General features: G+C 65.7%; 20 protein-coding genes and 1 tRNA gene. 6 read left to right on the forward strand and 15 right to left on the reverse strand.

Annotated elements, in window-relative coordinates:
• Positions 1 to 11: 11 nt before the first annotated feature.
• From ruvB to F4036_02445, 7 genes are all read right to left on the reverse strand, one after another.
• Entirely contained in the window at positions 12 to 1,058 is a 1,047-nt protein-coding gene (ruvB, locus tag F4036_02415; GenBank protein ID MYK36593.1) for a Holliday junction branch migration DNA helicase RuvB, read from the reverse strand.
• Positions 1,055 to 1,630 carry a Holliday junction branch migration protein RuvA gene (gene ruvA / locus F4036_02420; protein MYK36594.1) on the reverse strand — a complete coding sequence of 192 codons (576 nt, stop codon included), beginning with the start codon at positions 1,628 to 1,630 and terminating at the stop codon, positions 1,055 to 1,057. The genes ruvB and ruvA overlap by 4 nt, the downstream gene beginning before the upstream one ends.
• On the reverse strand, positions 1,627 to 2,160 hold the full coding sequence (gene ruvC, locus F4036_02425; protein ID MYK36595.1) for a crossover junction endodeoxyribonuclease RuvC: 534 nt from the start codon (positions 2,158 to 2,160) through the stop codon (positions 1,627 to 1,629). Before ruvC ends, ruvA begins: the two co-directional genes overlap by 4 nt.
• Before the next feature lie 5 nt (positions 2,161 to 2,165).
• Positions 2,166 to 2,903, reverse strand: coding sequence for a YebC/PmpR family DNA-binding transcriptional regulator (locus F4036_02430; protein MYK36596.1), 738 nt, complete (start codon positions 2,901 to 2,903; stop codon positions 2,166 to 2,168).
• A 300-nt stretch (positions 2,904 to 3,203) separates the two neighbouring features.
• Positions 3,204 to 4,631: a dihydrolipoyl dehydrogenase gene (lpdA, locus tag F4036_02435; protein ID MYK36597.1), complete on the reverse strand. Its 1,428-nt coding sequence runs from the start codon at positions 4,629 to 4,631 to the stop codon at positions 3,204 to 3,206.
• Between the two features lie 18 nt (positions 4,632 to 4,649).
• On the reverse strand, positions 4,650 to 5,921 hold the full coding sequence (gene odhB, locus F4036_02440; GenBank protein MYK36598.1) for a 2-oxoglutarate dehydrogenase complex dihydrolipoyllysine-residue succinyltransferase: 1,272 nt from the start codon (positions 5,919 to 5,921) through the stop codon (positions 4,650 to 4,652).
• Between the two features lie 3 nt (positions 5,922 to 5,924).
• Positions 5,925 to 8,732 (reverse strand): 2-oxoglutarate dehydrogenase E1 component, encoded by a 2,808-nt coding sequence (locus F4036_02445; protein MYK36599.1) that lies wholly within the window; start codon positions 8,730 to 8,732, stop codon positions 5,925 to 5,927.
• 54 nt (positions 8,733 to 8,786) lie between these two features.
• Here F4036_02445 and F4036_02450 point away from each other — a divergent pair, with 54 nt between their 5' ends.
• Genes F4036_02450 through F4036_02460 form a run of 3 tightly spaced genes read left to right on the forward strand, consistent with a single transcriptional unit; the run spans position 8,787 to position 11,591 of the window.
• Positions 8,787 to 9,527, forward strand: coding sequence for a glycosyltransferase (locus tag F4036_02450; protein ID MYK36600.1), 741 nt, complete (start codon positions 8,787 to 8,789; stop codon positions 9,525 to 9,527).
• Positions 9,520 to 9,828 carry a hypothetical protein gene (locus F4036_02455; GenBank protein ID MYK36601.1) on the forward strand — a complete coding sequence of 103 codons (309 nt, stop codon included), beginning with the start codon at positions 9,520 to 9,522 and terminating at the stop codon, positions 9,826 to 9,828. The genes F4036_02450 and F4036_02455 overlap by 8 nt, the downstream gene beginning before the upstream one ends.
• A complete protein-coding gene (locus F4036_02460; protein ID MYK36602.1) occupies positions 9,627 to 11,591 on the forward strand; it encodes a glycosyltransferase family 39 protein in 1,965 nt (654 codons plus the stop codon). The genes F4036_02455 and F4036_02460 overlap by 202 nt, the downstream gene beginning before the upstream one ends.
• 17 nt (positions 11,592 to 11,608) lie before the next feature.
• Here F4036_02460 and F4036_02465 read toward each other — a convergent pair whose 3' ends face one another.
• The 4 genes from F4036_02465 to F4036_02480 all read right to left on the reverse strand — a co-directional run bounded on the left by F4036_02465 (position 11,609) and on the right by F4036_02480 (position 16,778).
• The gene (locus tag F4036_02465; GenBank protein ID MYK36603.1) at positions 11,609 to 12,568 is read right to left on the reverse strand and encodes an SDR family NAD(P)-dependent oxidoreductase; all 960 of its coding nucleotides are present in this window, start codon (positions 12,566 to 12,568) and stop codon (positions 11,609 to 11,611) included.
• Positions 12,569 to 12,590: 22 nt separating this feature from the next.
• Positions 12,591 to 13,910 (reverse strand): MFS transporter, encoded by a 1,320-nt coding sequence (locus F4036_02470; protein ID MYK36604.1) that lies wholly within the window; start codon positions 13,908 to 13,910, stop codon positions 12,591 to 12,593.
• 9 nt (positions 13,911 to 13,919) lie between these two features.
• Positions 13,920 to 15,233, reverse strand: coding sequence for an MFS transporter (locus F4036_02475; protein MYK36605.1), 1,314 nt, complete (start codon positions 15,231 to 15,233; stop codon positions 13,920 to 13,922).
• Between the two features lie 105 nt (positions 15,234 to 15,338).
• Positions 15,339 to 16,778: a hypothetical protein gene (locus F4036_02480; protein MYK36606.1), complete on the reverse strand. Its 1,440-nt coding sequence runs from the start codon at positions 16,776 to 16,778 to the stop codon at positions 15,339 to 15,341.
• On the opposite strand from F4036_02480, the gene thpR reads away from it, so the two are divergent.
• Positions 16,711 to 17,235 (forward strand): RNA 2',3'-cyclic phosphodiesterase, encoded by a 525-nt coding sequence (gene thpR, locus F4036_02485; GenBank protein ID MYK36607.1) that lies wholly within the window; start codon positions 16,711 to 16,713, stop codon positions 17,233 to 17,235. The two genes, F4036_02480 and thpR, sit on opposite strands and share 68 nt — an antisense overlap.
• A gap of 59 nt (positions 17,236 to 17,294) precedes the next feature.
• Here thpR and F4036_02490 read toward each other — a convergent pair whose 3' ends face one another.
• From F4036_02490 to F4036_02500, 3 genes are all read right to left on the reverse strand, one after another.
• Positions 17,295 to 18,212 (reverse strand): DUF1838 domain-containing protein, encoded by a 918-nt coding sequence (locus F4036_02490; protein ID MYK36608.1) that lies wholly within the window; start codon positions 18,210 to 18,212, stop codon positions 17,295 to 17,297.
• 50 nt (positions 18,213 to 18,262) lie between these two features.
• A tRNA-Arg gene (locus tag F4036_02495) sits at positions 18,263 to 18,336 on the reverse strand.
• 79 nt (positions 18,337 to 18,415) lie between these two features.
• Positions 18,416 to 20,953, reverse strand: a complete 2,538-nt coding sequence (locus F4036_02500; GenBank protein ID MYK36609.1) for a TonB-dependent receptor — start codon at positions 20,951 to 20,953, stop codon at positions 18,416 to 18,418.
• Positions 20,954 to 21,043: 90 nt separating this feature from the next.
• Here F4036_02500 and F4036_02505 point away from each other — a divergent pair, with 90 nt between their 5' ends.
• Together F4036_02505 and F4036_02510 are read left to right on the forward strand one after the other, a co-directional pair.
• A complete protein-coding gene (locus F4036_02505) occupies positions 21,044 to 23,311 on the forward strand; it encodes a hydroxymethylglutaryl-CoA reductase, degradative (protein ID MYK36610.1) in 2,268 nt (755 codons plus the stop codon).
• Positions 23,308 to 23,835 carry an isopentenyl-diphosphate Delta-isomerase gene (locus F4036_02510; GenBank protein ID MYK36611.1) on the forward strand — a complete coding sequence of 176 codons (528 nt, stop codon included), beginning with the start codon at positions 23,308 to 23,310 and terminating at the stop codon, positions 23,833 to 23,835. Before F4036_02505 ends, F4036_02510 begins: the two co-directional genes overlap by 4 nt.
• 149 nt (positions 23,836 to 23,984) lie before the next feature.
• On the opposite strand, the gene F4036_02515 is transcribed toward F4036_02510, so the two are convergent.
• Complete coding sequence (locus F4036_02515) at positions 23,985 to 25,370, reverse strand: class II fumarate hydratase (GenBank protein ID MYK36612.1); 1,386 nt, start codon at positions 25,368 to 25,370, stop codon at positions 23,985 to 23,987.
• Positions 25,371 to 25,373: the final 3 nt, after the last annotated feature.

A 25,373-nucleotide genomic window follows, 5' to 3' on the forward strand; every position in this document is an offset into this window, starting at 1 on the left:
TGAACCGTTCCTCACGTTTCCAGTCCTTCCAACGGCGGATTATCGCCGTGTTTTCCGGGCCTCTTCAGGCCCAGTGCCGAGTAGGCGGCGGGGCCCGCCACCCGGCCGCGCGGAGTGCGCAACACGAAGCCCGCGCGCACCAGAAACGGCTCGTAGACGTCCTCGATCGTGCCGCGGTCCTCGCCTATTCCGGCCGCCAGCGCCTCGACGCCCGCCGGCCCGCCGTTGAAGCGCTCGATCAGCACGCTCAGCAGGCGCCGGTCCATGCGGTCCAGGCCGTTGGCGTGCACGTTGTACAGCTTCATCGCGGCGGCTGCTGTCCTGCCGCTCACCTTGCCGTCGGCCCGCACTTCGGCATAGTCGCGGGCCCGCCTCAGCAGGCGGTTGGCCACACGCGGCGTGCCGCGCGCGCGCCCGGCGATTTCCGACGCTCCCTTCGGCGTGCAGGGGATGTCCATGATTCCGGCGGAGCGCAGGACGATGCGCTGCAGCTCTTCCCTGGAATACAGTTCCAGCCGTTCCTGTATTCCGAAACGGTCGCGCAGCGGCGAGGACAGCAGGCCCGCCCTCGTGGTCGCTCCCACCAGCGTGAAGGGCTTGAGCTTCAGCCGCATGGTGTGCGCGGCCGGGCCCTCGCCGATCACGATGTCGAGCCGAAAGTCCTCCATCGCTGGATAGAGCAATTCCTGTACGACCGGGTTCAGCCGGTGCACCTCATCCACGAACAGCACGTCGCGGGCCTTCAGATTGGTCAGCAGCGCGGCCAGGTCGCCCGGGCGTTCAAGCACCGGCCCGGACGTATGCCGCAGGCCGACTCCGAGCTCGCGCGCGATCACCTGCGCCAGGGTCGTCTTGCCCAGGCCCGGCGGACCGTACAGGAGCGTGTGGTCCATCGCTTCGTCGCGCCTGCCGGCTGCCGTCACGCTGATCTCTATGCGTTCCTTGACCTGGCGCTGGCCGAGAAATTCCGACATCTGCCGCGGACGGACGGAGTTCTCCACGTCGCGCTCGTCGGACCGCAACTCGCCCGAGAGAATCCGGTCGTCCTTGTCGTTCACGACGCGGCAACCCCTCCGGACAAGGCCTCGCGCACCAGTTCCTCCACGTCCCGGCCGCCGGGATCGCCGACCTGCTTGAGCATGCGCGCGGCTTCGACCGGCGTATAGCCCAATCCCGTCAGCGCCTTGAGCGCCAGGTTGGCGGCGCTGGACTCGCCGTGCGCCGGAACCGCTTCCAGCCGGCCGCGCATCTCGACGATAAGACGGCTGGCGGTCTTGGGACCGATGCCTGGCAGGCGGGTCAGCGCCTTGACATCGCCGGCCTGGATCTGTTCGGCGAATTCGGCCACGCCGCTTTGCGAGACGATGTTGAGCGCCAGTTTCGGACCGATGCCCGGCACGCGGATGAGTTCGCGGAACCAGGCGCGATCGGCCGTTTTCCGGAAACCGTACAGGCTGAGCTCGTCTTCGCGCTGCACCAGTTGCGTCGAAACCTTCAGCTCCCCGCCCACCGCCGGCAGTTCGGACAGGTCGCTGAGCGGCAGTTGCAGTTCGAAGCCCACGCCGTGCACGTCCAGCAGGATCATCGGCGGCTCCACAGCCAGCAGCCTGCCTTTCAGCGAACCGATCATGAGACGGCTTCTTCCTTCCGGCTGCGGGCGAACTCCGCCGTCTGCGCCATGCGCCGATGGTGCGCGTGGCAAATTCCCAGCGCCAGACCGTCGGCCTCGTCCTCGGCCAGTTCCTCGTCGTAATCCAGCAATCGCGCCACCATGGCGCTCACCTGGTCCTTGCCGGCGGCCCCGTAGCCGCACACGGCCTGCTTGACGCGCCGCGGCGAATACTCGGCCGGTTCGGCCACCCCCGCCATGATCAGCGCGCACAGCGCGGCGCCGCGCGCCTGGCCCAGCTTGAGCGCGCTTTGCGCGTTCTTGTGCATGAAGACGGTCTCGATCGCGGCCTCGTCGATCCTCGTCCGCCGGGCGATATCGCCCAGCTCGGTGAAGATCCGGGCCAGGCGCTCCCCCATCGGCTGGCCGCGCGCCAGGGCGATGCAGCCGCTGTCCACGTAGCGGCTTTCGGTGCCGTCGCTTTCGATGACTCCCCAGCCGGTGAATCGGGAACCGGGATCCACACCCATGATCCGGACCGGGGCGTTCACGTCGGTCAGTCGCCGCCCACCGGTTGCAGTTCGGCGTTGGTCCACACGTCCTGCACGTCGTCCAGGTCCTGCAGGTACTCGAGAAGTCTCAGCGCCTGCTCCGAGCGCTTGTTGTCCAGCGGCGCGTCGACCGACGCGCGCATCGTGACTTCGGCGTTTTCCGGCGGAAGTTCGGCTCCACGCAAGGCTTCCAGCACCGCGGAAAAGTCGCGCGGGTCGGCCAGCACCTCGATCGTCCCGTCGTCGTCGCTGACCACGTCCTCGGCCCCGCCTTCAATCGCCGCGTCGATGATCGCCGCCTCGTTCGAGTCCGGCGAATAGGTGAACACGGCTACTTCGCTGAACAGGTAGGCGACGGCGCCGTCGGCGCCCAGGTTGCCGCCGTGCTTGCTGAAACCGTGGCGGACTTCCGCCACCGTGCGGTTGCGGTTGTCGGTCAGGCAGCGCAGCAGGATCGCCGCGCCGCCGGCGCTGTAGCCCTCGTAGGTGACCTCCTCGAGGTCGGCGCCTTCGCCACCGCTGGTCCCGCGGCTGATCGCGCGGTTGATATTGTCCTTGGGCAGGCTCTGGGCGCGCGCTTTCTCGATGGCCAGCCTGAGTTGGGCGTTATTGGCGGGGTCCGGTCCGCCCGTGCGCGCGGCGACGGTGATTTCGCGCGCGAGGCGTGTGAAGAGTTTACCGCGTTTGGCGTCCTGCCGGCTCTTGCGGTGCTGGATATTGGCCCACTTTGAGTGCCCCGCCATGGGCTCTCCATGATACCAGCACCCTGGACCAGGGTGCCAAGTCCGCCTTCTCTTCGGCCCTCCTCTTCCGGGAGACGCATGAACCCGTCCATGGGGCTTTGTTCCGCCATCCCTGGCTCACAAACTCCCGGAAGAGGAGGGCCGAAGAGAATGCTACCGCCGGCGTTTGGCGAGACTAGAGCCTTGCTTCGTTCTCCCCTTTCGGAGGAGCGTTGAAGCAGGATAGCGAAACCGAGCCAGGGATGGCGTCTCCACCGAAAGGGGAGAACGAAGCAGGGCGAGGGTCGGCCGTCTGCGTCTCTAGCGGTTTATGGCGTGGATGGCGCGCTTGTCCACCGAAAGGGCCGCTTCGTGAAGGGCCTCGCACAGCGTGGGGTGGCCGTGGACCGTGCGCTGCAGGTCCTCGGTGCTGGCCTCGAACTCCATCGCCAGCACCGCCTCCTGGATCAGCTCGCCGGCCATGGGGCCGACGATGTGCACGCCCAGGATCGCATCGGTGTCGGGGTCCGACAGAAACTTCGCCAGGCCCGCGTCCTGCGCCATGGCCTTGGCCCGGCCGTTGGCCGCCATGTTGAAGGCGCCCACCTTGTAGGACTGTCCGGACTGCTGCAGTTCTTCCTCGGTCCGCCCCACCCAGGCGATCTCGGGCGAGGTGTAGATCACCGATGGGATGGCGCCGTAATTCACCTCGGCGGACCGGCCGGCGATCATCTCGGCCACCATCATGCCCTCCTCGGAGCCCTTGTGCGCCAGCATCGGCCCGCGGACCAGGTCGCCGATCGCCCAAACGCCATCCGCGCTGGTGCGGCAGTTTCCGTCCACCTGCACATGGCCTCTTTCGGTCAGGACGATCCCGGCGCTCTCGTCGATCAGGCCTTCGGTCGCCGGCCTTCTGCCGACCGCTACCACCAGCCTGTCCACGGTGATGTGATGATCGCCCTCCCGGTCGCTGAACCGCACTTCCACCTGTTCGTCCACGCGGCGGGCGCTTTCCACCTTCGCGCCCAGGCGCGTGTCCAGCCCCTGGCGCTTGAACTGGCGCTGGGCCTCGCGGGCCACCTGGCTGTCGGCCATGAACAGAAAGCGGTCCATGGCCTCCAGGATCGTGACTTCCGAACCCAGCCTATTCCAGACGCTGCCGAGCTCCAGCCCGATGACCCCTCCGCCGATGACCCCCAGGCGATGCGGCGGACGGTCGAACTCCAGCGCGCCTTCCGAATCCACGATGTATTCGCCGTCGAATGGCGCGATCGGCAACTCCACCGGCAGCGAACCGGCGGCCAGAATGACATGTTCGGCGTGCAGCAGGTGCGGGTCGCCCTCGTGCGGAGTGACTTCCACCTGCCGGCCGGCCAGCAGTTTCCCCCACCCGTTAAAGGCCGTTACGCCGTTGGCGCGAAACAGCGCGTTGATGCCCGTAGTGAGCTGGCGAACGATACGGTTCTTGCGGTCCTGCATCGCGTCCAGGTCCAGCTTCACTTCCGGGATCATGATGCCGTGGCCGGCAAACTCCTCGCGGGTCCGGTGGTACAGCTCGGATGATTCGAGAAGCACCTTGGATGGTATGCAGCCGGCGTTCAGGCAGGTGCCGCCCAGCGCCGGCTTGCCCTTGCCGTCGCGCCAGTCGTCCACGCAGGCCACCGACATGCCGAGTTGCGCGGCGCGTATCGCTCCCACGTAGCCGGCAGGACCGCCGCCAACGACGATTACATCATATTTATCAGTCATATAACAAGAATATATAAACTAGAAAGAAAGAATCATGCGGGCCGGATCTTCGATTGACTTCTTGATTTCCGACAGGAACAGCACGGCTTCGCGGCCGTCCACGATGCGGTGGTCGTAACTGAGCGCGAGGTGCATCATCGGGCGGGCGACGATCTCGCCGTCCACCACCACGGCCCGCTGCTCGATGCGATGCATGCCGAGTATTCCGCTCTGCGGAGGGTTCAGAATCGGCGTGGACATCAGCGAGCCGAATACGCCGCCGTTGGTGATCGTAAAAGTGCCTCCGGTCAGTTCGTCCAGCCCGATGGTCCCGGCGCGCGCCCGCGAAGCGAAGGTGCCGATCGTCTGCTCGATGTCGGCGAAGCTCAGCCGGTCGGCGTCACGCAGCACGGGCACCAGCAGCCCGCGTTCGGTGGATACGGCCACGCCGACGTCGTAGTAGTCGTGATAGACGATCTCGTCGCCCTCCACGCTGGCGTTGACTACCGGAAAGCGCTTGAGGGCCGCAACGCTGGCGGCCACGAAAAAGCTCATGAAACCGATCCGCACTCCGTGCCGGGCCTCGAATTCCTCGCCGTGGCGGCGGCGCAGATCGAGCACAGCGCTCATGTCGGCGTCGTTGAACGTGGTCAGCATGGCCGCCTCGCGCTGCGATTCCACCATCCGCTGGGCGATGCGGGCCCTAAGGCGGCTCATGGTCTCGCGCCTTTCCTGTCGGGCCGGCTGTGCCGCGGGCGCGGGCGGCGCCTCGATCGTTTCACCGGCGTCCGCCTCGGCCGTATCCGGTTCCTCGACCCGGGCCGCGGTGGCCGCGCCGGCCGCGCTGCTCAGCACCGCCAGCACGTCGCGCTTGAGAACCCTGCCCCGCTTGCCGCTGCCCTTGATCGACGATATGTCGAGATCGTGCTCTTCCAGGAGCCGCCGGACCGCAGGCGACATCGCAACGGAACCGTTACCGCCGGCGGCCGTCTCGATTGCCGGGCGTCCGGCGCCGTCCCCGGCGGACTCCGGCGCCGCATCGCCGACGACCGCACCGCCGCCGTCCGCGGCCGCGTCCAGCACGGCCAGCGGCGTTCCTGCGTTCACCACCGCGCCGGCGTCAGCCAGGATCTTCTCCAGCACGCCGTCCGCCGGCGCCGGCACTTCCAGCACCACCTTGTCGGTTTCCAGGTCGGCCAGGTTCTCGTCCTGCACCACGGACTCGCCGGCCGACTTGTGCCAGACCAGGACCTTGGCGTCGGCCACCGATTCGGGAAGTTCCGGCGTCCTGATCTCGATTGACTTGCTCATTGCCTACGACACCTTTCGATCACTCTCAAGCACCTGCTCGACGATCGCGTACTGCTGCAGCCGGTGCAGATGGATGGAACCCGGCGCCGGAGAAGCCGCTCCGGCGCGGCCCATGTAGCTCAATCGCTGGCCGTTGACCAGCCAGCGTTCCAGGCGCGCGCGCACCCGGTACCAGGCGCCCTGGTTCTTCGGTTCCTCCTGCGCCCAGACGATATCCTCGACATCCGAATAGCGCTTGAAAAGCGCCTCGCAGAGATCGTGCGGAAACGGGTAAAGCTGCTCGATCCGAACGATGGCCACGTCCCCGGCTTCCCCTTCGCGGCGCGCCTCCAGCAGATCGAAATACAGCTTGCCGCTGCACAGCACGAGGCGGCGCACGTTATCGAGTTCCTCCACCTCGTCGATGATCCGCTCGAAACGTCCCTCGCTGAGCGCCGCAAGCGGCGTGAAGGACAGCTTGTTGCGCAGCAGGCTCTTGGGCGTCAGCGCCACCAGCGGCACGCGCGCCCGGTTGTGCATCTGTCTTCTCAGCATATGGAACATCTGGCCCGGCGTGGACGGCACGCAGACCCGCATGTTGCCCTGCGCGCAAAGCTGCAGGAACCGCTCCAGGCGGGCCGATGAGTGCTCGGGCCCGGCCCCTTCCTGGCCGTGCGGCAGGAACAGCGTCAGCCCCGACATCCGGCCCCACTTGGTCTCGCCCGAGGCGATGAACTGGTCGATCACGACCTGGGCGCCATTGCAGAAGTCGCCGAACTGCCCCTCCCAGATCGTCAGGCAGTCCGGATCGGTGGTCGAGTAGCCGTACTCGAAGCCCATCACGGCCTCCTCGCTGAGCAGCGAATCGGTGATCGTGAAGGCGCCCCGCATCGGCGCCACGTCGTCCAGCGGCGAGTAGGCGCGCCCGCTGCGCTGGTCGATCAGGCTGGCATGGCGGTGAAAGAAAGTCCCGCGGCGGCTGTCCTGCCCGGTCAGGCGCACCCGGTAGCCGTCGCGCAGGAGGCTGCCATAGGCCATCAGTTCACCGAATCCCCAGTCCATGTCGATTTCGCCGCGCGCCATCTGCAGCCGGTCCGCGACGACCTTGATCACCCGCGGGTGCAGATTGACCCCCTCGGGCACCGTGCCGAGCCGCTCGCCAAGGTCCGCGACCTGCTCCGGCGGGATGGCCGTATCGACTTCCACGTCGGCATCCGCCTGCCGGTAACTGTCCCAATCGACGGTGAACTCGTTGCCGACCATGCCCATGGCCGCCTCCGGCAGCGGGTCGCCCGCGTCCAGCCGCCTGCGATATTCGGCCTTGTCCGCCTTCAGCTGCGCCTTCGTGACCACGCCATCCTCGCAAAGACGGTCGGCGTACATCTGAAGGGTGGTGGGATGGCTGCGGATGCGGTCGTACATGAGCGGCTGCGTGGCGGCCGGCTCGTCCGCCTCGTTATGACCGTGACGGCGATAGCAGACGAGATCCACGAACACGTCCTTGTGGAAAGCCTGACGGTATTCGAGCGCGAGGCGGGTCGCGAACACACAGGCCTCCGGCGAGTCTCCGTTCACATGGATTACCGGCGCCTCGATCATCTTGGCGACGTCGCTGCAGTACGGCGTGGAGCGCGCGTCCTGCGGATCGCTGGTGGTGAAACCGATCTGGTTGTTCACGATCAGGTGCACGGTTCCGCCGGTGGCGAAGGAGCGAGCCTGGGAAAGCTGCAGCGTTTCCGTCACCACGCCCTGCCCGGCCACGGCGGCGTCGCCGTGGATCAGCACCGGAAGGATCTCGTCGCCCTCGCTGTCGCGCCGGCGGTCCATGCGCGCGCGCACGGACCCCAGTACGACCGGGTTCACGATCTCCAGGTGCGACGGATTGAACGCCAGCACCACGTGCACCATCCCCCCGGGGGTGGTTACGTCCGACGAAAAACCCATGTGGTACTTGACGTCGCCGTACTTGCCCGAGAGCGGCCCGGACTCGCCGGCAAACTCCGCGTACAGCTCCTGCGGCGCTTTGCCCAGCACGTTCACAAGCACATTGATGCGCCCGCGGTGGGCCATGCCGACCACAATTTCCTGCAGGCCCTTGGATCCGGCCTGCTGGATCAGGTCGTAAAGCATCGGAATAAGGCTGTCGCCGCCCTCCAGCGAGAAGCGCTTCTGCCCCACGTAGCGCGTATGCAGATAACGCTCCAGGCCCTCGGCGGCGATCAGTTCGCGCAGGATTGCGCGCTTGACCGGGTCCGGCGGACGGCCCGCCAGTTTCGCCGCTTCCACCCGGTCCCGCAGCCACAATCGCTCACGGGCCCGTGACACGTGCGCCATCTCCACGCCGACGTCGCCGCAATAGATCTGCTCCAGTTGCTCGATGATGATCCGCAGCGGCAACCGGCGCCCCTCGGCGCCACCGAACCGCCCGGTATCAAACACGGTGTCCAGGTCCGCCTCGCTCAGGCCCGCGTACTCGAGCTTGGGCGCCTGGCTGCGCAGGTTGGGGTTCAGTTGCAGTGGATCGACGCGTGCGGCGCGATAGCCCCGCAGCCGATACAACTGGATGAGCCGCACCACCGCGCCCTGGCGCGAGGCGCCGGCCCGCACCGCGGGCGCCGCCCTGCCGTTGCTTGCGAGCATCCCATCTCCGCCGCCGTTGGGCAGGCGCGTCGGCAAGGGACGGCCGGTCTCAACGCTCTCGAACAGCTCGCGCCAGTGCGGCGCTACCTCCTCGGGATTGTTGCGCCAGGCGGAGTACAGTTCGAACACATAAGGCGCGTTACTCGCAAAAAGCGGAGATTCCCGGTAGGCGCGTTCGATACTGTCGCTCATCGCACAAGGCATTTTATAGCGCGGGTAACTTCCGTAGGCGACAATACGCACGCCGTGAACAAGCCCGGAATAAGCATTGTGGCGCCGGCCCACGAAGAGGCCGAAAGCCTGCCGGAACTGTTGCGCAGCGTCGCCAATGCCTTCAGCGCCTTCGATGCCTGGGAGCTCATCGTTGTTGACGACGGCAGCCGGGACAACACCGCCGGGGTGCTGGCCGGCCTGCAAAGCGAGCACCCAAGGCTGAGGGTCGTCCGGCACTTGAACAACAGGGGCCAAAGCGCCGCGATGTGCACGGGCGCGGACGCCGCGCGATTCGCCTGGCTCGGCTTTCTCGACGCGGACGGGCAGAACGATCCGGCCGACCTGGCGAAGCTGTATTCCGAAATGCTCGAGGTGGGCGAAACGGCCCCCGGCATGATCATGGGCCATCGGCGGGAACGCAAGGACGGGTGGTTGACGCGAGTGTCCTCGCGCACTGCCAATGCGGTGCGCGCGGGTTTGCTGCGCGACCGAACGCCGGACACCGGCTGCAGCCTGAAAGTCCTGGCACGCGGTGATTTCCTGGCGCTGCCACGGTTCGACCACATGCACCGTTTTCTGCCTGCCCTGCTGCTGCGTCAGGGCCTGCAGACCGTTTCCCGACCGGTGGCGCACTATCCGCGGCGCGCCGGGCGTTCAAAATACGGCCTGGGGAACCGGCTGTGGGTGGGGATCGCCGACCTGCTCGGTGTCTGGTGGCTCGGCCGGCGGCGCTTCCGGCCGGGAACAAGTGAGGAGATACGACACGATGACTGAATTGATTGAGCAATGGCTGGCGCTGCCCACCACCGATCTGATCTGGCTGGCAGTGGGTTTCGGCGGGCAGGCCATATTCGCGTCGCGGTTCCTCTACCAGTGGATCGCCAGCGAACGTGCGGGCCGCAGCCACATTCCCCGGGCGTTCTGGTACCTGAGCCTGGCCGGCGGCCTCACGCTGCTCAGCTACGCCATCCATCGCGGCGATCCCGTTTTCATCCTCGGCCAGACGACCGGCGCAATGATCTACATTCGCAACCTAGTCCTGCTGCACCGCGGCGGCCAGCTCGAGTCCACCTGACGTGTCTAGTGCGCAGGCGTCCCGCCTTCGGGGAGGGCGGGCGCGCTGAGAAGGCAGCACCCTCTCTCCCGGGAGTTCGCTTGAACATCGGCAAGAACGAATTCTGGCTCGGCGCGGCGGCGCTGCTGACGCTGGCGGCGGGCCTCGGCCTGCGCGATCCGTGGGCGCCGGACGAACCGCGCTACGCGCTGATCGCCGCCGAAATGATGCAGTCCGGGGACTGGTCGGTGACCCGGCTGGGCGGCGTCATTTACGCGCAAAAGCCGCCCGTGTATTTCTGGCTGCTGGCCGCCGCCGAATGGCTGGCCGGCCTCCGGTTCGGGTTCCTGCTGCCGTCGCTCCTGGCGGGCCTGGGAACCCTTGCGCTCGTCTGGGACCTGGCCCGCCGGCTCTGGTCGTGCGAGACGGCATGGTGGGCGGCCCTGGGGCTGCTTGCCTGCCTGCAGTTCACGATGCAGGCCCGCAGCGCGCAGATCGACGCCGTCCTGGTCCTGTTCACGACGCTGAGCCTCTACGGACTGCTCCGCCACCTACTGCTGGGGCCGGACTGGCGCTGGTTCAACGTCGGTTTTCTTGCCGCGGGCGCGGGCGTGATGACCAAGGGCGTAGGCTTTCTGCCGCTGCTGGTGCTGTTGCCCTGGGCCGGAATGCGCTGGGCCGGCTGGAGCTTGCCGCGGCTCGGCGGCGGAACGCGATGGCTGCTCGGGCCGGCGGCGTTCCTTGCACCGCTCGCACTCTGGCTGGTCCCGCTGTTGCTCCGGGCCCAGGGCGATCCTGAAATCGCCGGCTACCTGGACAACCTGCTGTTTCGCCAGACCATTACCCGTTACGCGGACCCCTGGCATCACTTCCAGCCCTTCTGGTACTTCTTCGTGGAAGTCATTCCATGGGCCTGGTTCCCGCTCGTTCTGCTGTTGCCCTGGCTGGTTGCGAGGTGGGCGCGGCGCTGGCGCGACCGCGATGCAAGCGTCGTCCTGCTTGCGGGCTGGATCGTTCTGGTCCTGCTGTTCTTCACCATCAGTTCCGCCAAACGCGATGTCTACCTGCTGCCGGTGGCGCCGGCGCTGGCGCTGCTCTCGGCGCCGCACCTCCCGGAACTTGCCGTCCGGCTGTCCTGCCGACGCATCCTGCGCGCCGCGGCGCTGCTGCTGTCGCTGGTCCTGGCCGCCGGTTCCGCCTGGCTGCTGTTCGTGGACACGGAGCGGCTGGCCGAGCTGTCGGCACGCTACGAGACCGGCGCCGGACCTCTCTGGACGCTGTTCATCGCGGCGCTGGTCGGCGCCGTTCTCGCCCTGGCCGTCCCCGCCCGGCGGACCGCGGCGATGTTTGCGGCGTTCATGCTTCTCGGCTGGCATGTCTGGGGCTGGGTGCTGCAACCGCAGATCAACGACGCCCGCTCCGGTGGACGTATCGCGGCCCGCACGCTGGAGGCCATGCCGGGAGACGCTCCTCTGGGACTGGCGCACTGGCGCGCCCAGCAGGTTCTGCATCTCGACCGGCCGGCGGTGCATTTCCAGCGTGGCGGTCTCACGGGACAGGAAGAAATGGAACAGGCCGCCGCATGGCTCGCGATGGACGGCGAGCGCCGGCTGCTGGTGCCGGCCGAACACCGTCAGCCGTGCTTTGGCGCGGGCGGGGGATTGCGCCTCGGGTACGCCCACCGTCGCGACTGGGTGCTATTGTCCTCCGAAGACTTGAGTGGCGCCTGCACCGGGATTGTCGATCCCGCAAACCAGGTTCGCCTTCCGGCGCTGCGTCCGTAGCAGGCGAGCCGAAACGCTTAGGCCGAATACTCCCGGAACCAGCGGACAAACTTCGCGACGCCTTCCTTCAAATCAACACTGGGCTCAAACCCGAAATCCCCGCGCATGGCCGACATGTCCGGCAACGTGGCGCGCATCTCGCCGGGCGGTTCCGGCGCGAACTCGACCTCCGATTCAACGCCCATGGTCCGGCCGAGAATGCGAATGAAATCCAGCAGCTCCACGTCTTCGGTCGAACCCAGGTTGTAGAGTGCCGCCGGGGGCTCTCCGGCGGGCGCTCCGCCATCGAGGACGGCCAGCGTTCCCCGCACGGCATCGTCAATATAGGTAAAAGCGCGTCTCTGGCGTCCGTCTCCAAACACTTTCAGGGGCTTGCCGGCCCGCAGGCCTTCGGCGAACCTTAATGCCGCCATGTCCGGCCGACCCCACGGTCCGTATACCGTGAAGTAGCGAATTCCGGTGCTGGGCAGCCCGTGTATCCGGGCATACGAGTAAGCCAGCAATTCGCCCGAGCGCTTGGTGGCCGCATATACGCTTCTCGGGCGAGCGGCGGCGTCCTGTTCGGAAAAAGGTGATTGGTCCGTATCGCCATACACCGACGAGGACGAGGCGTACAGCAGGTGCTGTACGCCGTTGCGAACGCAGCACTCCAGCAGCACGGTGAATCCGGCGATATTGCTTGATATGTACTGATCCGGCGCTTCGATCGAATAGCGCACACCTGCCTGGGCAGCCAGGTGCGCCACTTGCGAAAATTCACGCCGCTCGAACAGGGACTGCATCCCGCTTTCGTCCGTCAGTTCCAGCTTGTGGAACGAAAACCCGTCATGCTCCCGCAACCGGGCCAGGCGGGCATTCTTCAGCGCCGGGTCGTAGTACGTATTCAGGTTGTCCACGCCAACAACCTCGCGACCATCGGACAACAGCGCCTTCGCGATCGCGTGACCGATAAAACCGGCCGCACCCGTAATCAGAATCGGCGTCTTGATGTCGGTCCAGCTAGGTCGAGGCGCGGACTTCCTTCGCGGACATGCCCGGGGCTCGCACCAGCACGACCAGCGCAGCGATGACCACTAGGAAGTTGACGACCCCCATCATCGCAAACGGCGCCCCCCTGCCGATCTTGTCGAACACGATTCCGCCCACGAAGCTCGTGCACAGGATGGAGAATGCGCCCACCAATCCGAAAACGCCCACCACCGCGCCCCGCCGCTCCTTCGGCGCTTCCTGGCCAAGCAGGGCCCCGCCCGACACCAGCGCGGCGATCTCGCCGATGCCCACGGCAACACTGGCAAGCAGGGCGGCGGTAACGAACGGGTCTTTGGCCAGGTACATGGAGAAATAGGCCACTCCGGCCACGCTGAAACCGAAAACCACGGTAACCACCCGATTCAGGCGGTCGGCAATGAACCCCATGATGGGCGACCACAGCACGCTGGTGCCGAACACCAGCGCGAACATGATGCCCGCCCGCTGCATGCCCTCGGCGCTGGTCAGCCCCACGTCGTTGCTGTGCTGGACCACCCAAAGCGGTAGGAATATGCCGACCGCCACGAGGTCGCCCCTGGAGGCGAAGGACGTCATGAAAGCGAGGGCGATCCGGGGGTTTTTCGCGGCCTCGGAGAAACCCTTTCCCACCTTGGCCAAAAGCGGCTCCTGCGTTTGATTCTGCGCAACCCGTCCCGAGCGCCACGAAAGGCGGATCACCAGCGCGACGAACAGCGCGAAACCCACCATCAGCCAGCACGTGTAGATGCCCGCGTCGGCCGGGCTGATCCCCATTTCGGTCAGGTAACCGGGCAGATTGCCGATATTTCGGGACATTACCGCCATGCCGATGGCCGTCATGATGCTGCCGATGCCCAGAAGCAAACCGCGCGAACGGTTGGCCGGCAGGTCCTGCAGCGATGTCCCGTACATCACCGGGGCAATCGCGGCGCCGACGGCAAATACGGCGCGGTAGGCGAATATCTGAAACTCGTTCTGCGCCAGCGGGTAGATCAGCAGCCCCAGCGCCACAAAACCCAGCCCGATGACCATGATCACGCGCCGGCCGAAGTTGTCCGAGGCCGCGCCCACGATGCCCATCAGCAGCAGGACCACGATCTCCTGCATCGAGGCCAGTTGCCCTGTCAGTTGCCCCTGGTTCTCGGTGATGCCGAAGACTTCCGTCAGGAGGTAGGGCTGTATGAAGCCGATAAAGCCCAGGAGCGGTATTACGGTAAGCCCGGCAAACATGACGCCGCCGGCGTTGAGCCAGGTATAACCGAGCGTCAGCGTCAGCGGACCGATACGGCGGGGTTCGCTTGTCTCACTCATGGCGTGCGATCAGGTCGAAGTGCGGACTTCCTTTGCTGCCATCCCCGGTGCGCGGATCAGCACGTACAGGGCAACCAGCGCCACGACGAGGTTCACTATTCCCATCATGACGAACGGCGCCACCCGGCTGATCGTGTCGAAAACGATGCCTCCGAAGTAGTTCGTGCAAAGGATGGAAAAAGCGCCGATAAGACCGAACACGCCTACCACCGCGCCACGTCTCGCCTTCGGCGCTTCCTGCCCCAGCAGCGCGTTGCCGGTGATGATGACGGAAATCTCGCCGATGCCCACAAACACGCACGCGACCAGCGCGATGTTGAGGTACGGGTCCTCGACCAGCGCCATGCCCAGGTACGCGACTCCGGCAACCGCAAACGCAATGAATACCGCCAGAACGCGGTTCATGCGATCCACAAACCGGCCGATAAAGACGGCTACAAGAAGCCCGATGCCATTGATCGCCGCAATCATGATGCCCGCCCTTCTCGTGCCCTCGGCGGTGGTCAGACCTGCGTCCCAGCCGTCCTGCACCACCCAGAGCGACAGGAAAGTCAGGATCACGACCAGGTCGCCGCGGGAAGCGAACGAAGTCAGGTAAGCAAGAGCGATGCGGGGATTCCGGACCGCGCCGGAGAATCCCTGCGCCAGGTTCCGCCGGACAGGCTCGCGTGGCGCGCCGGCCGCCACGCGGCCTGCGCGCCAGGTCAGCCGGACCATCAGCGCAACGATGGCCGCGAATGCGACCATGCACCAGCAGGTGTAGATGCCGGCGTCCTCGGGCGTGAGGCCGCGCGCGACCAGGTATTCGGGCAGCCTCGCAATCGTAAGACCCATCACGATGACGCCCCCGCCCGTGGCGATGCTGCCGAACCCGATGAACTGACCGCGGGAGCGGTTCGCCGGCGTGTCCTGCATGGAAGTCCCGTACATCAGGGGAGCCGTCGCGGCCCCGAGTGCGAATACCGCCCGGTATCCGTAAATCTGCAGTTCGTTCTCGGCCAGCGGGTAAACCAGAAGCCCCAGGCCCACCAGGCACAGACCCACGACCATGAGTACGCGCCGCCCGAAGTTGTCGGACGCCGCCCCGACGACCCCCATCAGCGCGATCACGATGATTTCCTGCAGCACTCCCAGATTGCCCGTCATCCGCCCGTGAAAAGCGGGGTCAATCTCGAATACCTCCTTGAGAAGAGTCGGCATGATCAGGCCCATGAAGGCCAGCAAGGGGATGATCGAGAAACCGCCCAGCAGCACGCCGAACGCGTTCAGCCGCGTGTAGCCTTCCGCAAGGACGATCGGACCGAACTTCCTCGGTTCGCTCATGTCAACTCCCCGGGAGCGAAGGCGTCCCGCCTTCGCGGAGGGCGGAATGGCCGTGGGGGCGATGCCCCCACTCCCCAGGTCTGCAAGCGCAGTATCTTGCGGAACTCAACCGCCGCGCCGCTTCGCCTGGACGGCGTCAAGAATCGCGATGTTGGCCTCGGTAATGCCCTGCTTCTGCGCCTCGGAGATCACGGCGCTGATGGCCGCGCCGCGGAACATGCGCGGAATCTTCTTGAGCCGCGCCGCCGCGCCGGGCGTAAACACCATGCCGTGCCTGTTCTCGTTCAGCTTGCTCAGGAACTTGGGATCGACGTCCACGGCATGTTCGTCTTCCGGTTGCGCCGCCCCATTGCCCGATTCGGCAGCCGCGCCATTGCCTTGCGCCGGCTCTTCGCCGTCCACGTGGTAGGTCAGTTCGGGCTTGTTGACGAAAAGGTCCTCCACGCGGATGAAGTCGGCATTCCTGTCGTACTCCATGCGCGGCTCCTCGTCGGGGTTCAGCGACGGGCGGCGGTCGTCGATAATCGGTATACGGTGCATCAGCCGGAACGCCGGCGAGAAGTCGTTGATCCCGCGGTGCTGCGTGCATCGGTTGTCCCATATCGCCACCGAGTTGTCGCGCCAGAAGAAGCGGCACTCGTGCTCCGGCTGGTAGCTGTGCTCGAGCAACATTGCAATCAGCGCATCGCTTTCGTCCTGGTTCAGCTCCATGATGCGCGACGTGGTCATCTGGCATACGTAGAGGCACTTGCGGCCCGTTTCGGGGTGCCTGCGAACCACCGGGTGCACGACCGGCGGGTTGCGCTTCATCATGTCTTCATAGGCCTTGGCGCCCCCGCCCTCGAGAATGCCCGGGCCGAAGTTCTTCGACAGGGTCTGTTCCGCGGTCAGGCCCTCCAGGAACTTCTGCATGGGTTTGGAAAGGCTCGCGTACGCCTTCTCCATGTCGCACCAGATGGTGTTTCCGCCGCCGGTGGGCATGGTCAGACCGCGGAGAATGGACATGCGGGACGGGTAATCGCGGAAGATGTCGTCCGTGTGGTAGTTCACGTCGCCGCCGATGGTCTGATACTCGTCCATGCGCTGCAGGCGGATCATCGGGTAGCCCTCGACCTGCGGTATCGAACCCGGGCCTTGCGGCATCCCGAACTTGCGGGCCAGCCTCAGGTGCTGCTCGTCCGTCATCTCCTGGTCACGAAAGAAGATGACCTTGAATTCCAGCAGCGCCGCGTAGATTTCGTCGATGACGTCCTGGGCGAGGTCGTCGGCCAGGTTGGCGCCGCTTATTGTCGCGCCCAGCGCACCCGACAGCGGTTCCGCTTCCAGATGCTTGAATTCCGGCAGGTCGCGCTGGGAAGTAAACAGGTATGACATAGGAAATCCCCCAATGCCCGCGCTGCCAGCATACCCTAACCAGGGAGCACGGGCATGACCCCCGCCATCGGCGTGTCCCGTGCTCCCGTGATATGGTCGCGCAATGCCCCGGTCCGGCAACAGGCGTCTGTTTTTCGCGCTGTGGCCCGACGACGACCTTCGCACCGGCATCGTCCGCGCCACCCGCGCCGAAGTGAGAGGAACGGGCGGCAAGCCCACGCCGCCCGAGAATCTGCATATGACGCTGCATTTCCTGGGACCGACTCCACAGGAACTCATTCATCCACTGATCGAGCGGGTGTCGGCCTTGCCGCTGGACCCGTTCGAGTTGACGCTGGAGCAATACGGCTACTGGCAGCGTGCAAGAACCCTGTGGCTGGGCCCGAACGAAACCCCTCTCCCACTGATGGAACTGGTCCGCGACATCGGCCGGATCTCGCACGAACTGGGGCTGCCCCGAAACCGGCGCGCGTTCATCCCGCACATGACCCTGGCGCGAAAGGTCAATCGCCTCACGCCGAGGGAACCGCCTCGTCCCTTGCACTGGCCGGTAAACGAGTTCGTGCTGGTGGAGTCGGTACTCGGCGGGCGCCACTCCCGCTACTCCATCCTCGAACACTTCGACTGACCCCTCGGAGCGAGGACGTCCCGTCCTCGAAATGCCGCCGGCGATTCAGGATTCTTTTATCAGCCGTCGAACGGACTCAGATCCACGGCGAGCAGCTCCGGATTGTCGCGCTCGATCCGGGCGAAGTACTCGGCCGGCAACTGGTGCACGCCATCCAGTTTCTTGCCGCTCCAGATCGCGAACATGTGCCCCGGAATGTCCCCCATCTCCAGCCAGCGGGGATAGGGAAAGACATAGCCGCCGGCCGTGCCCATGGGCAGCCTCGTGATGGAAGGGTCCTCGAACAGGGACCTGGCCGTCCAGTTGTGCGACGTTTCGATGAAAGGCGTCACCCAGTTGTCCGGCGGTACGCGAATCTGCTCCGCCTTCACGATGTCGTCCTCGATTCGGAACACCGTGCTGGTGGGCGTGTAGTCCTCCCCTTCCCGGTCCAGCGGATGCTTGCCTTCCGGCGAGTACAGCATTCCCGGGTCTTCCGTGAGAATCGTCGGCTCGACCCTGACCGTCTCGCCCGTAACCGGGTTGTGAACGCGTTCTATGAACTCGCCCGTAACCGGATGGCGCGGATACGAGGTATTGTGCCCGTGCACGCGAAAGACATGCGTGTCGATCCGCTTGTGATGAGAGAACTCGATTCCCTCATAGCGCACTACGGGCTCCACGCGCCGGCCCTCGGCGACGATGAACATCGTGAAGTGATACCAGAGCAGCACGTCCGCTTCGTCCGCCAGGTCGCGGTAGATGCGAAACTCGGCGGTCATCTTGTCGAGCGGGTCGTCAAAGGCGAAGAATTCCGAGCGCACCCGCCCTTCCGATGGAGGCATGTATGTGGCTTCCGGCTGCGCGCCCGCCTGCGCCGGGCGGAACGGCGCGAGCGCGAGGGCGGCCGCCCCGGCCGCCGGCAGAACAAGCGCGTCGCGGCGGGACATGCACAGCGCGGCGCCACCGCCAAAGGCCCGCTTCATGATGTCGAGCATGTCCCCTCCTCCGGCTGCACCCGAACCTCGAAATCCATCGTCAAGTAGAGCGCCCCGACCAGGATTCGAACCTGGGACCTTCCGCTTAGGAGGCGGACGCTCTATCCAGCTGAGCTACCAGGGCGTGGCGGCGTCCAGCATAAGCGAATGCGCCGGCGCGGGAAAGCCGCACGCCGGCGCATTCGGTTGAAGCTTACGGAAAACTAGAACGTATAGCTGGCGCGCAAGCCGAATTCACGCGGGTCCGGGTAATAGATGTTCGTGGAGTTGGGGAACAACTGCGTCACGAACACCCGTCCCGGAGGCGGAACCCGTGGCGGAGGCACAAACCCGGCAACCACGCTGATGCCGGCAAAATCGGGAGCGCTGAGCGCGCTGCGCATCGTGTCGTCGTCGAACAGATTGCTGACGTACAGCATCGCCGTCCAGGGGCCGCGCGACACGCCCACGCGCAGGTCCGCCAGCATGTAGCTCTCGATTTCCAGCAGATTCCATTCGGCCTCGTAGCGCGATCCCTGGTACTGGACATCGAAGTCCACCATGAACTCGCCGCCGTTGGCCATGGGGGAGCGCCAGGAAATGCCGGCGAACAGCTGATGCTGCGGCACATCCTCGATCTCGTTGCCCGTCAGGTCGATCAGACAGGTGGTGTTATTGCCCAGCGTGACCAGTTCGCAGGTGCCGCCGCGCACGGCATCGCTTATCGATGAGCTCAACTTGGCGTATTCGTCATATTCGGAATCGAGCCAGGTGTAGCCCCAGTTCATCGTGAGGTTGTCGGTCAGCACCGCGGTTGTGTCGATTTCAATCCCGGTAATCTTGGCGGCGGAGGCGTTTTCCGGCCGGCTGCCCAGGACCGCGCCTTCGCCGGGCGGCAGGTACTGCGTGGTGAGCTGCTTGTCGCTGAAATCCTGATAGAAAACGGCGCCATTGAAACGAAGCCGGTTGTCCATCCAGCTCGTCTTCCAGCCGAATTCATAGACGGTGATTTCCTCGGCATCGAAGCGATATACCTCGGGATTGTCGTATCCCTGCGGCCCCACCAGCGTGCTGATGCCTGCAGGCTTCACGCCACGGGAAATGGAACCGTACCAGGTCTGCTCATCCGACGGGCGGTAGCGCAGCACCAGCTTGGGGACAAGATAGCTGTCATCCACTTCATCGGTGTTCCGCGGTCCTGTCCGCGGCACGAAAAACAGCGAGGCCAGATGCGGAGGAACGGGCGGTCCGAAGGCATTGGTTATGAGTGTGCTCGAATGCGGGCCGTCAACTTCCAGCTCCTCGCTGACGTAACGGGCCTCGAAACCCACGTCCCAGGCATCGGTGAACTGCCAATCGACCAGGCCGTAGGCGGAGACGTGCGAAATTTCCCGGTCCCAGGGATGGTTTACCCGGGGAACTGCGGTGCCGACGCGACTCATCCAGTGGCCGCAACTGATGGGCAGGCTCGGATCCGCGACGAAAGGCAGTCGAAAACCATGCATGATGCAGGTAATCGAGTGCTCGTTCTGGTGCGTGTCGTCGGACCAGTACAAGCCCCCGACGACCCACGTCAAGGGGCCCTCACCGGTGGAACTCAGCCGGACTTCCTGACTGAACAGGTCGGTCTCCGTCTCGAAGTTGGTTTCGCCGGCCACGCTGATGCCGAACGGGCGAACCGGCGCGGACGAGTCGCCGGTGCGCTGCGCATCAAAATACTGCACCGACTCCACGGTGCCGACGTGAGTGATGGACGTCAGCAGAGCGCCGCCGAACTCGAGTTCCGCGCGAAGGTGGCCGCGCACGACTTCGCGGGTGGTTCCCGGGTAATCCTTGCCGGTGCGCGGGTCCGTTGACAGGGTCAGCGTAAGTTCATCCATGGTGGCGACCGGTCCGAAGGGCTGATCGACACCGGTGGCGTCCGGGTGCCAGAGCACCCCCAGCCCGGCGGCGGGCGCCGCCAGAAACGTGCGGTGCTGGGATGCCGTGGACGCGGCCGGGCCGAATTCGTCGTCGGTGATCTCTACGCGTGCCGTCAGCCGAAACGAATCCGAAACGTCGAGCGCGGCCGTCAAGGTGGCGCCAATGCCCTCCTGACCGCCGACGTCGGCGCCCGTAATAAGGTTCTGGTAGTACCCGTCCTCGCTCCAGGAGGCGGCATTGAATCCCACGAAGAAATTGTCGCTTACGGGGCCGCTGGCCGAGACCGTGAGTTCGCGCTTGCCTTCGGCCGACACGTCAATCGCAACCTTGCCGAGGCGCTCCTCGCTGGGGCGCCGGGTCACGTAGTGGATAGCGCCGCCGAAGGCGCTGCGGCCGTAGAGCGCCGACTGCGGGCCACGCACGATCTCGATGCGCTCCACGTCAATCAGCCTGGGATTGACGGTAAGCGAACTGCCGGCGGTGCGGATGGCTTCGCCGGAGATGTCCACATCGTCCAGTAGCACAGCCACGTTCGGGCGGCCCCGTGTCGGCGAGAGTCCGCGCATGACCACGCGCACGTCCTGCGGGCCGTAGCCCTTGTCGAAAATGATTCCCGCGGTCTGGCGGGCAATGTCCTCAAGGCTTTCGATACCCTGCACTTCCATGTCTTCCGCGCTGATCGTGGCAATGCTGATCGGCACCTCCTGCAGGGATTCCTCGCGCTTGCGCGCCACCACCACGATTTCCTCGAGTTCCTGCGCGTATACGGGCGCTATCAGAGCCGATGCACACACACCCAGAATCACGGCGCTGAAGCGCGCCTTGCGAATTTCAGTCATCTGTTTGGCCCCCAATCGACCGCACGAAGGATTCGCGCGGAATTTTGCCACAGATTCACAATCGGACGCTTTCGTATAATTGCCGGCGCTTTGAAGGGGTCCCGAATACCCGGTTTCTACCGTCTTACGCCGCGCGAGCGGGTGCAGACCGCGCTCGAGCACGGCCTATTGAGCGAGGCGGACTTCAAGGACCTGGCCCGGGGCCGCGCCAGCCTGGACGCCGCGCGCGCGGACCGGATGATCGAGAACGTGATCGGCGTGCTCGGACTGCCGGTGGGCCTCGGACTGAATTTCCTGATCAACGGCCGCGACTATGTGGCCCCGATGGCGGTGGAGGAACCCTCGGTCGTCGCCGCGCTCAGTTCCGCCGCCAAGCTGGTTCGCGAAGCGGGCGGCTTCACCGCAGAAGCCGACGACCCGGTGCTGATCGGGCAGATCCAGGTGCTGAACGTGCCCGATCCGGCGCACGCGGCCGCCGACCTACTGTCACGGCGCGAGGAGATCATCCGCCTGGCGAACAGCATTCATCCGCGCATGGTGGCGCGAGGCGGCGGCGTGGTCGATGTCGAAGTACACCGGCGTCCGATGCCCGGCGGCGAAGGCGAAATGCTCGTGCTGCACCTGCTGGTCGATACCCGCGACGCGATGGGCGCGAACCTCGTGAACAGCATGTGCGAGGGCGTGTCGGCGCTGGTCGAGAGCATGAGCGGCGGGCAGGTGTTCATGCGCATCCTGTCGAACCTCAGCGACCGCGCGCTGGCCCGGGCCGAGGTCGTGATCCCGGAGGAACTGCTCGGCGGCAAGGGGCAAAGCGGCGAGGACGTGCGCGACGGCATCGCGATGGCGGCGGAACTGGCCGCGGTCGATCCCTACCGCGCCGCGACGCACAACAAGGGCATCATGAACGGCGTCGATGCGGTGGCGCTTGCGACGGGCAACGACTGGCGGGCCCTGGAGGCCGGCGCGCACGCCTGGGCGGCGCGTCACGGAAACTACACGGCGCTCTCGAAGTGGTGGTGCAACGAGGATGGGGCGTTGTGCGGACGGCTGGAGATGCCCATCAAGGTGGGCACGGTCGGGGGCTCGCTGGAGGCCAACCCGGCCACCCAGTTGTTCCTGCGGATGATGCGGGTGGAATCGGCCCAGGAGCTCGCGCAGGTCATGGCGGCGGTCGGCCTCGCGCAGAACTTCTCGGCGCTGCGGGCGCTGGTTACCGAAGGCATACAGGCCGGCCACATGACCCTGCACGCGCGCACCGTGGTCAAGGCCGCCGGCACGCCGCCGGAACTGTTCGACCAGGTCCTGGAGCGATTGATCGGCGAAGGCGACGTCAAGGTCTGGCGCGCGAGGGAAGTCCTGGGCGAGCTGGAAAGAAAGCGGGACATGCCGGCTCTGGACGAAGCGGCAATGGCCCGCCTGGGCGTGGCCGCGGGCAAACTGATCCTGCTGGGCGAGCATGCCGCCGTGTTCGGGCAGCCGGCTCTGGCCTGCCCCGTACCGCTGAACGTGCGCGCCCAGATCAGCGACAGCGAGGAAGGCATTCAGTTGGCGATCCCGGGCTGGGGGCTCGAGTACCGCCTGTCCCACTCGCGCCGGCGCCGCCCCTGGGAACGTTCGGCGCTGAAGATGCTCGAGGAACTCGGGTTGGCCGGCAAGTCGATGCGCATTTCCGTATTCTCCGACCTGCCCCGCGGCGTCGGCCTGGGTTCGTCGGCGGCGATGGCGGTCGCCATCATCCGGGCCCTGAACAAGCGCTTCGATCTGGAACTCAGCGTCGAGAGGATCAACGAAATCGCCTGGGCCTGCGAGCAGTTTGCGCACGGCCGCGCGAGCGGCGTGGACAACGCCGTGTCGGCGTATGCAACCACACTGCTGTACCGCAAGAACACGCCGCCGGAGATTCAGCCGGTCAAGGCAGGCGCCGACACGTATTTCGTGATCGGCATCAGCAGCGAGGAAAGCCTTACGGCGGTAACCGTCGAAAACGTCAGGACGGCGCGCGACCGGAACCCGAACATTTACGACAGGATCTTCGAGGAAATCGGCGAACTCGTGGTCGAGGCTCGGAAGTGCCTCGAAAGCGGGCGGCTCGAGGAACTGGGCGACCTGATGAACCTCAACCACGGCCTGCTCAACGGCCTGCAGCTCGCCACGCCGGAACTGGAACAGCTGATCGACGCCGCGCGCATGGGCGGCGCGCTGGGGGCCAAACTGACCGGCGGCGGCGGCGGCGGCGCCATGCTTGCGCTGTGCGCCGAGAGCAGCGATACGGTCAAGGAATCGATCGAAAAGACCGGCGCAAGGACCATCGCGCTGAAGCTTCCCGCCGGTGGAGGTGACGTGGAACTGATCCAGTGAGCGAGCCGGTCAACCTGGTGCTGGTGGACGCCAAGGATCGCGAAATCGGCGTGGCGGAAAAACTGGAGTGCCACGTCGGAGACGGCCTGCTTCACCGCGCCTTTTCGGTATTCGTCTACGGACCGGACGGGCGGGTCCTGCTCCAGCAACGCAGCGCCGCCAAGCCGCTGTGGCCGATGTACTGGTCGAATGCCTGTTGCGGTCATCCTCTGCCGGGCGAGGACGTTCCCGCCGCTGCCGAGCGCCGCACGCAAGAAGAATTTGGCATCGCCTGCCAGGCCCGGTTCCTCTACAAGTTCCAATACCAGGCCCGCTATTCCGACGGCTTCTCGGAAAACGAGCTATGCCACGTGTTCGAAAGCGACTACGACGGCGAACTGGCGCCCGACCCCGCCGAAATCGCCGCCTGGCGCTGGATCACGCCGGATGAACTGACGCGGGAAATCGAACGCCACCCCGAGCGCTTTTCCCCGTGGATGAAGCTCGAATGGGCTGAAATCCGCCGAGGCAGACAAGCAAGGTAACAGCGTCGTCTCTGACTCATCCCTCGCAGGAGCGTTGGAGGCAGGATGCCGGAAACGAGCCCCAGGGATGGGTTTATGCGTCTCCTGCGAGGGATGAGTCAGAGACGACGCGACGCCGAATGGGCGGCGGGGGCTGTCCCGGATGAATGTTATTCGGAGTGAATGCCGCCCCGGGTCAGGGTGACCGGATTCAGGATGGCCTTCAGCTGCTCTTCGGAAAGATCGGTTTCCTCGACCGCCACTTCCAGGATCGGCCGCCCCTCCGCATAGGCCCGCTTGGCGATCGCCGCGGCCTTGTCGTAGCCGATCACCGGGTTCAGCGCCGTCACCAGGACCGGGTTGCGCTCCAGCAGCTCCGCCAGCCGTTCCGTGTTGACCGTCAGGCCCGCGATCGCCTTGTCGGCCAGCATCCGGCAGGCCGCCGAGAGTATCTGGATGCTCTCAAGCGCGTTGCGCGCGATCATCGGCAGCATCACGTTCAACTGGAAGTTGCCCGACTGGGCGCCCACCGTTATCGCCGCGTCGTTGCCGATGACCTGGGCCGCCACCTGCATGGCGGCTTCGCTGGCGACGGGATTGACCTTGCCGGGCATGATGCTGGAGCCGGGCTGCAGCGCCGGCAGCGTGATCTCGCCCAGTCCGCCCAGCGGCCCCGAATTCATCATGCGCAGGTCGTTGGCGATCTTCATCAGCGCCACCGCCGCCACCTTGAGCTGTCCGGACAGCTCCACCATCGTTTCCTGCCCGGCCAGCGCCGCAAACCGGTTGCCGGCGGGCGTCAGATCCAGGCCGGTCTTTTCGCTGATCCAGCGGCAAGCCAGTCCCGACATCACCGGGTGGGCGTTGATTCCCGTCCCGACCGCGGTTCCGCCCAGCGCCAGCTTGTTCAGCCTTAAATTGAGCACCTGCTCAAGCCGGGTCCGGCAGTCGCGCAATTGCGCCGCCCAGCCGCCGAATTCCTGGCTGAGCGCCAGGGGCATCGCATCCATCAGGTGCGTGCGGCCGGTCTTGACCACGCCCTCGAATTCGGCGGCGCGCTTCTCGATCGTGCCGGCGAGGTGATCCAGGGCCGGCAGCAGCCGCTCGTTGACCTCCAGGGCCGCGGAGAGATGCAATGCCGACGGAATGACATCGTTGCTGCTCTGCCCCATGTTCACGTGATCGTTTGGATGCACCCTGATCTCTTTGGAACTGGCGGCGCTGGCGATCACCTCGTTTACGTTCATGTTGCTGCTGGTGCCCGATCCGGTCTGAAAGACGTCCACGGGGAAGTGCTCGTCGTGGATGCTGTGGGCAACGTGATCGGCTGCCCTCATGATGGCGTTGGCCCGGGCCGAGTCCAGCAGGCCCAGGGTGCGATTGGCGGAAGCGCAGGCGCCCTTGATCAGGCCCAGGGCGCGAATGAACGCGCGCGGCATCCTCTTGCCGCTGATCTGGAAGTTCTCCACGGCACGCTGGGTGCTGGCTCCCCAAAGCGCGTCGGACGGGACCTTGAGCGTTCCCATGCTGTCGCGTTCGGTTCTTAATTTTGGCACGAA

It is taken from the genome of Gammaproteobacteria bacterium (genome assembly GCA_009845905.1).
GTDB lineage: Bacteria > Pseudomonadota > Gammaproteobacteria > Steroidobacterales > Foliamicaceae > Foliamicus.

Bases quoted from the DNA above. Each gene is read 5' to 3' on its own strand.
- ruvA (MYK36594.1), bottom strand. From the start codon at position 1,630: ATGATCGGTTCGCTGAAAGGCAGGCTGCTGGCTGTGGAGCCGCCGATG.
- F4036_02430 (MYK36596.1), bottom strand. From the start codon at position 2,903: ATGGCGGGGCACTCAAAGTGGGCCAATATCCAGCACCGCAAGAGCCGG.
- lpdA (MYK36597.1), bottom strand. From the start codon at position 4,631: ATGACTGATAAATATGATGTAATCGTCGTTGGCGGCGGTCCTGCCGGC.
- odhB (MYK36598.1), bottom strand. From the start codon at position 5,921: ATGAGCAAGTCAATCGAGATCAGGACGCCGGAACTTCCCGAATCGGTG.
- F4036_02445 (MYK36599.1), bottom strand. From the start codon at position 8,732: ATGAGCGACAGTATCGAACGCGCCTACCGGGAATCTCCGCTTTTTGCG.
- F4036_02455 (MYK36601.1), top strand. From the start codon at position 9,520: ATGACTGAATTGATTGAGCAATGGCTGGCGCTGCCCACCACCGATCTG.
- F4036_02470 (MYK36604.1), bottom strand. From the start codon at position 13,910: ATGAGTGAGACAAGCGAACCCCGCCGTATCGGTCCGCTGACGCTGACG.
- F4036_02475 (MYK36605.1), bottom strand. From the start codon at position 15,233: ATGAGCGAACCGAGGAAGTTCGGTCCGATCGTCCTTGCGGAAGGCTAC.
- thpR (MYK36607.1), top strand. From the start codon at position 16,711: ATGCCCCGGTCCGGCAACAGGCGTCTGTTTTTCGCGCTGTGGCCCGAC.
- F4036_02480 (MYK36606.1), bottom strand. From the start codon at position 16,778: ATGCCGGTGCGAAGGTCGTCGTCGGGCCACAGCGCGAAAAACAGACGC.
- F4036_02490 (MYK36608.1), bottom strand. From the start codon at position 18,212: ATGCTCGACATCATGAAGCGGGCCTTTGGCGGTGGCGCCGCGCTGTGC.
- F4036_02500 (MYK36609.1), bottom strand. From the start codon at position 20,953: ATGACTGAAATTCGCAAGGCGCGCTTCAGCGCCGTGATTCTGGGTGTG.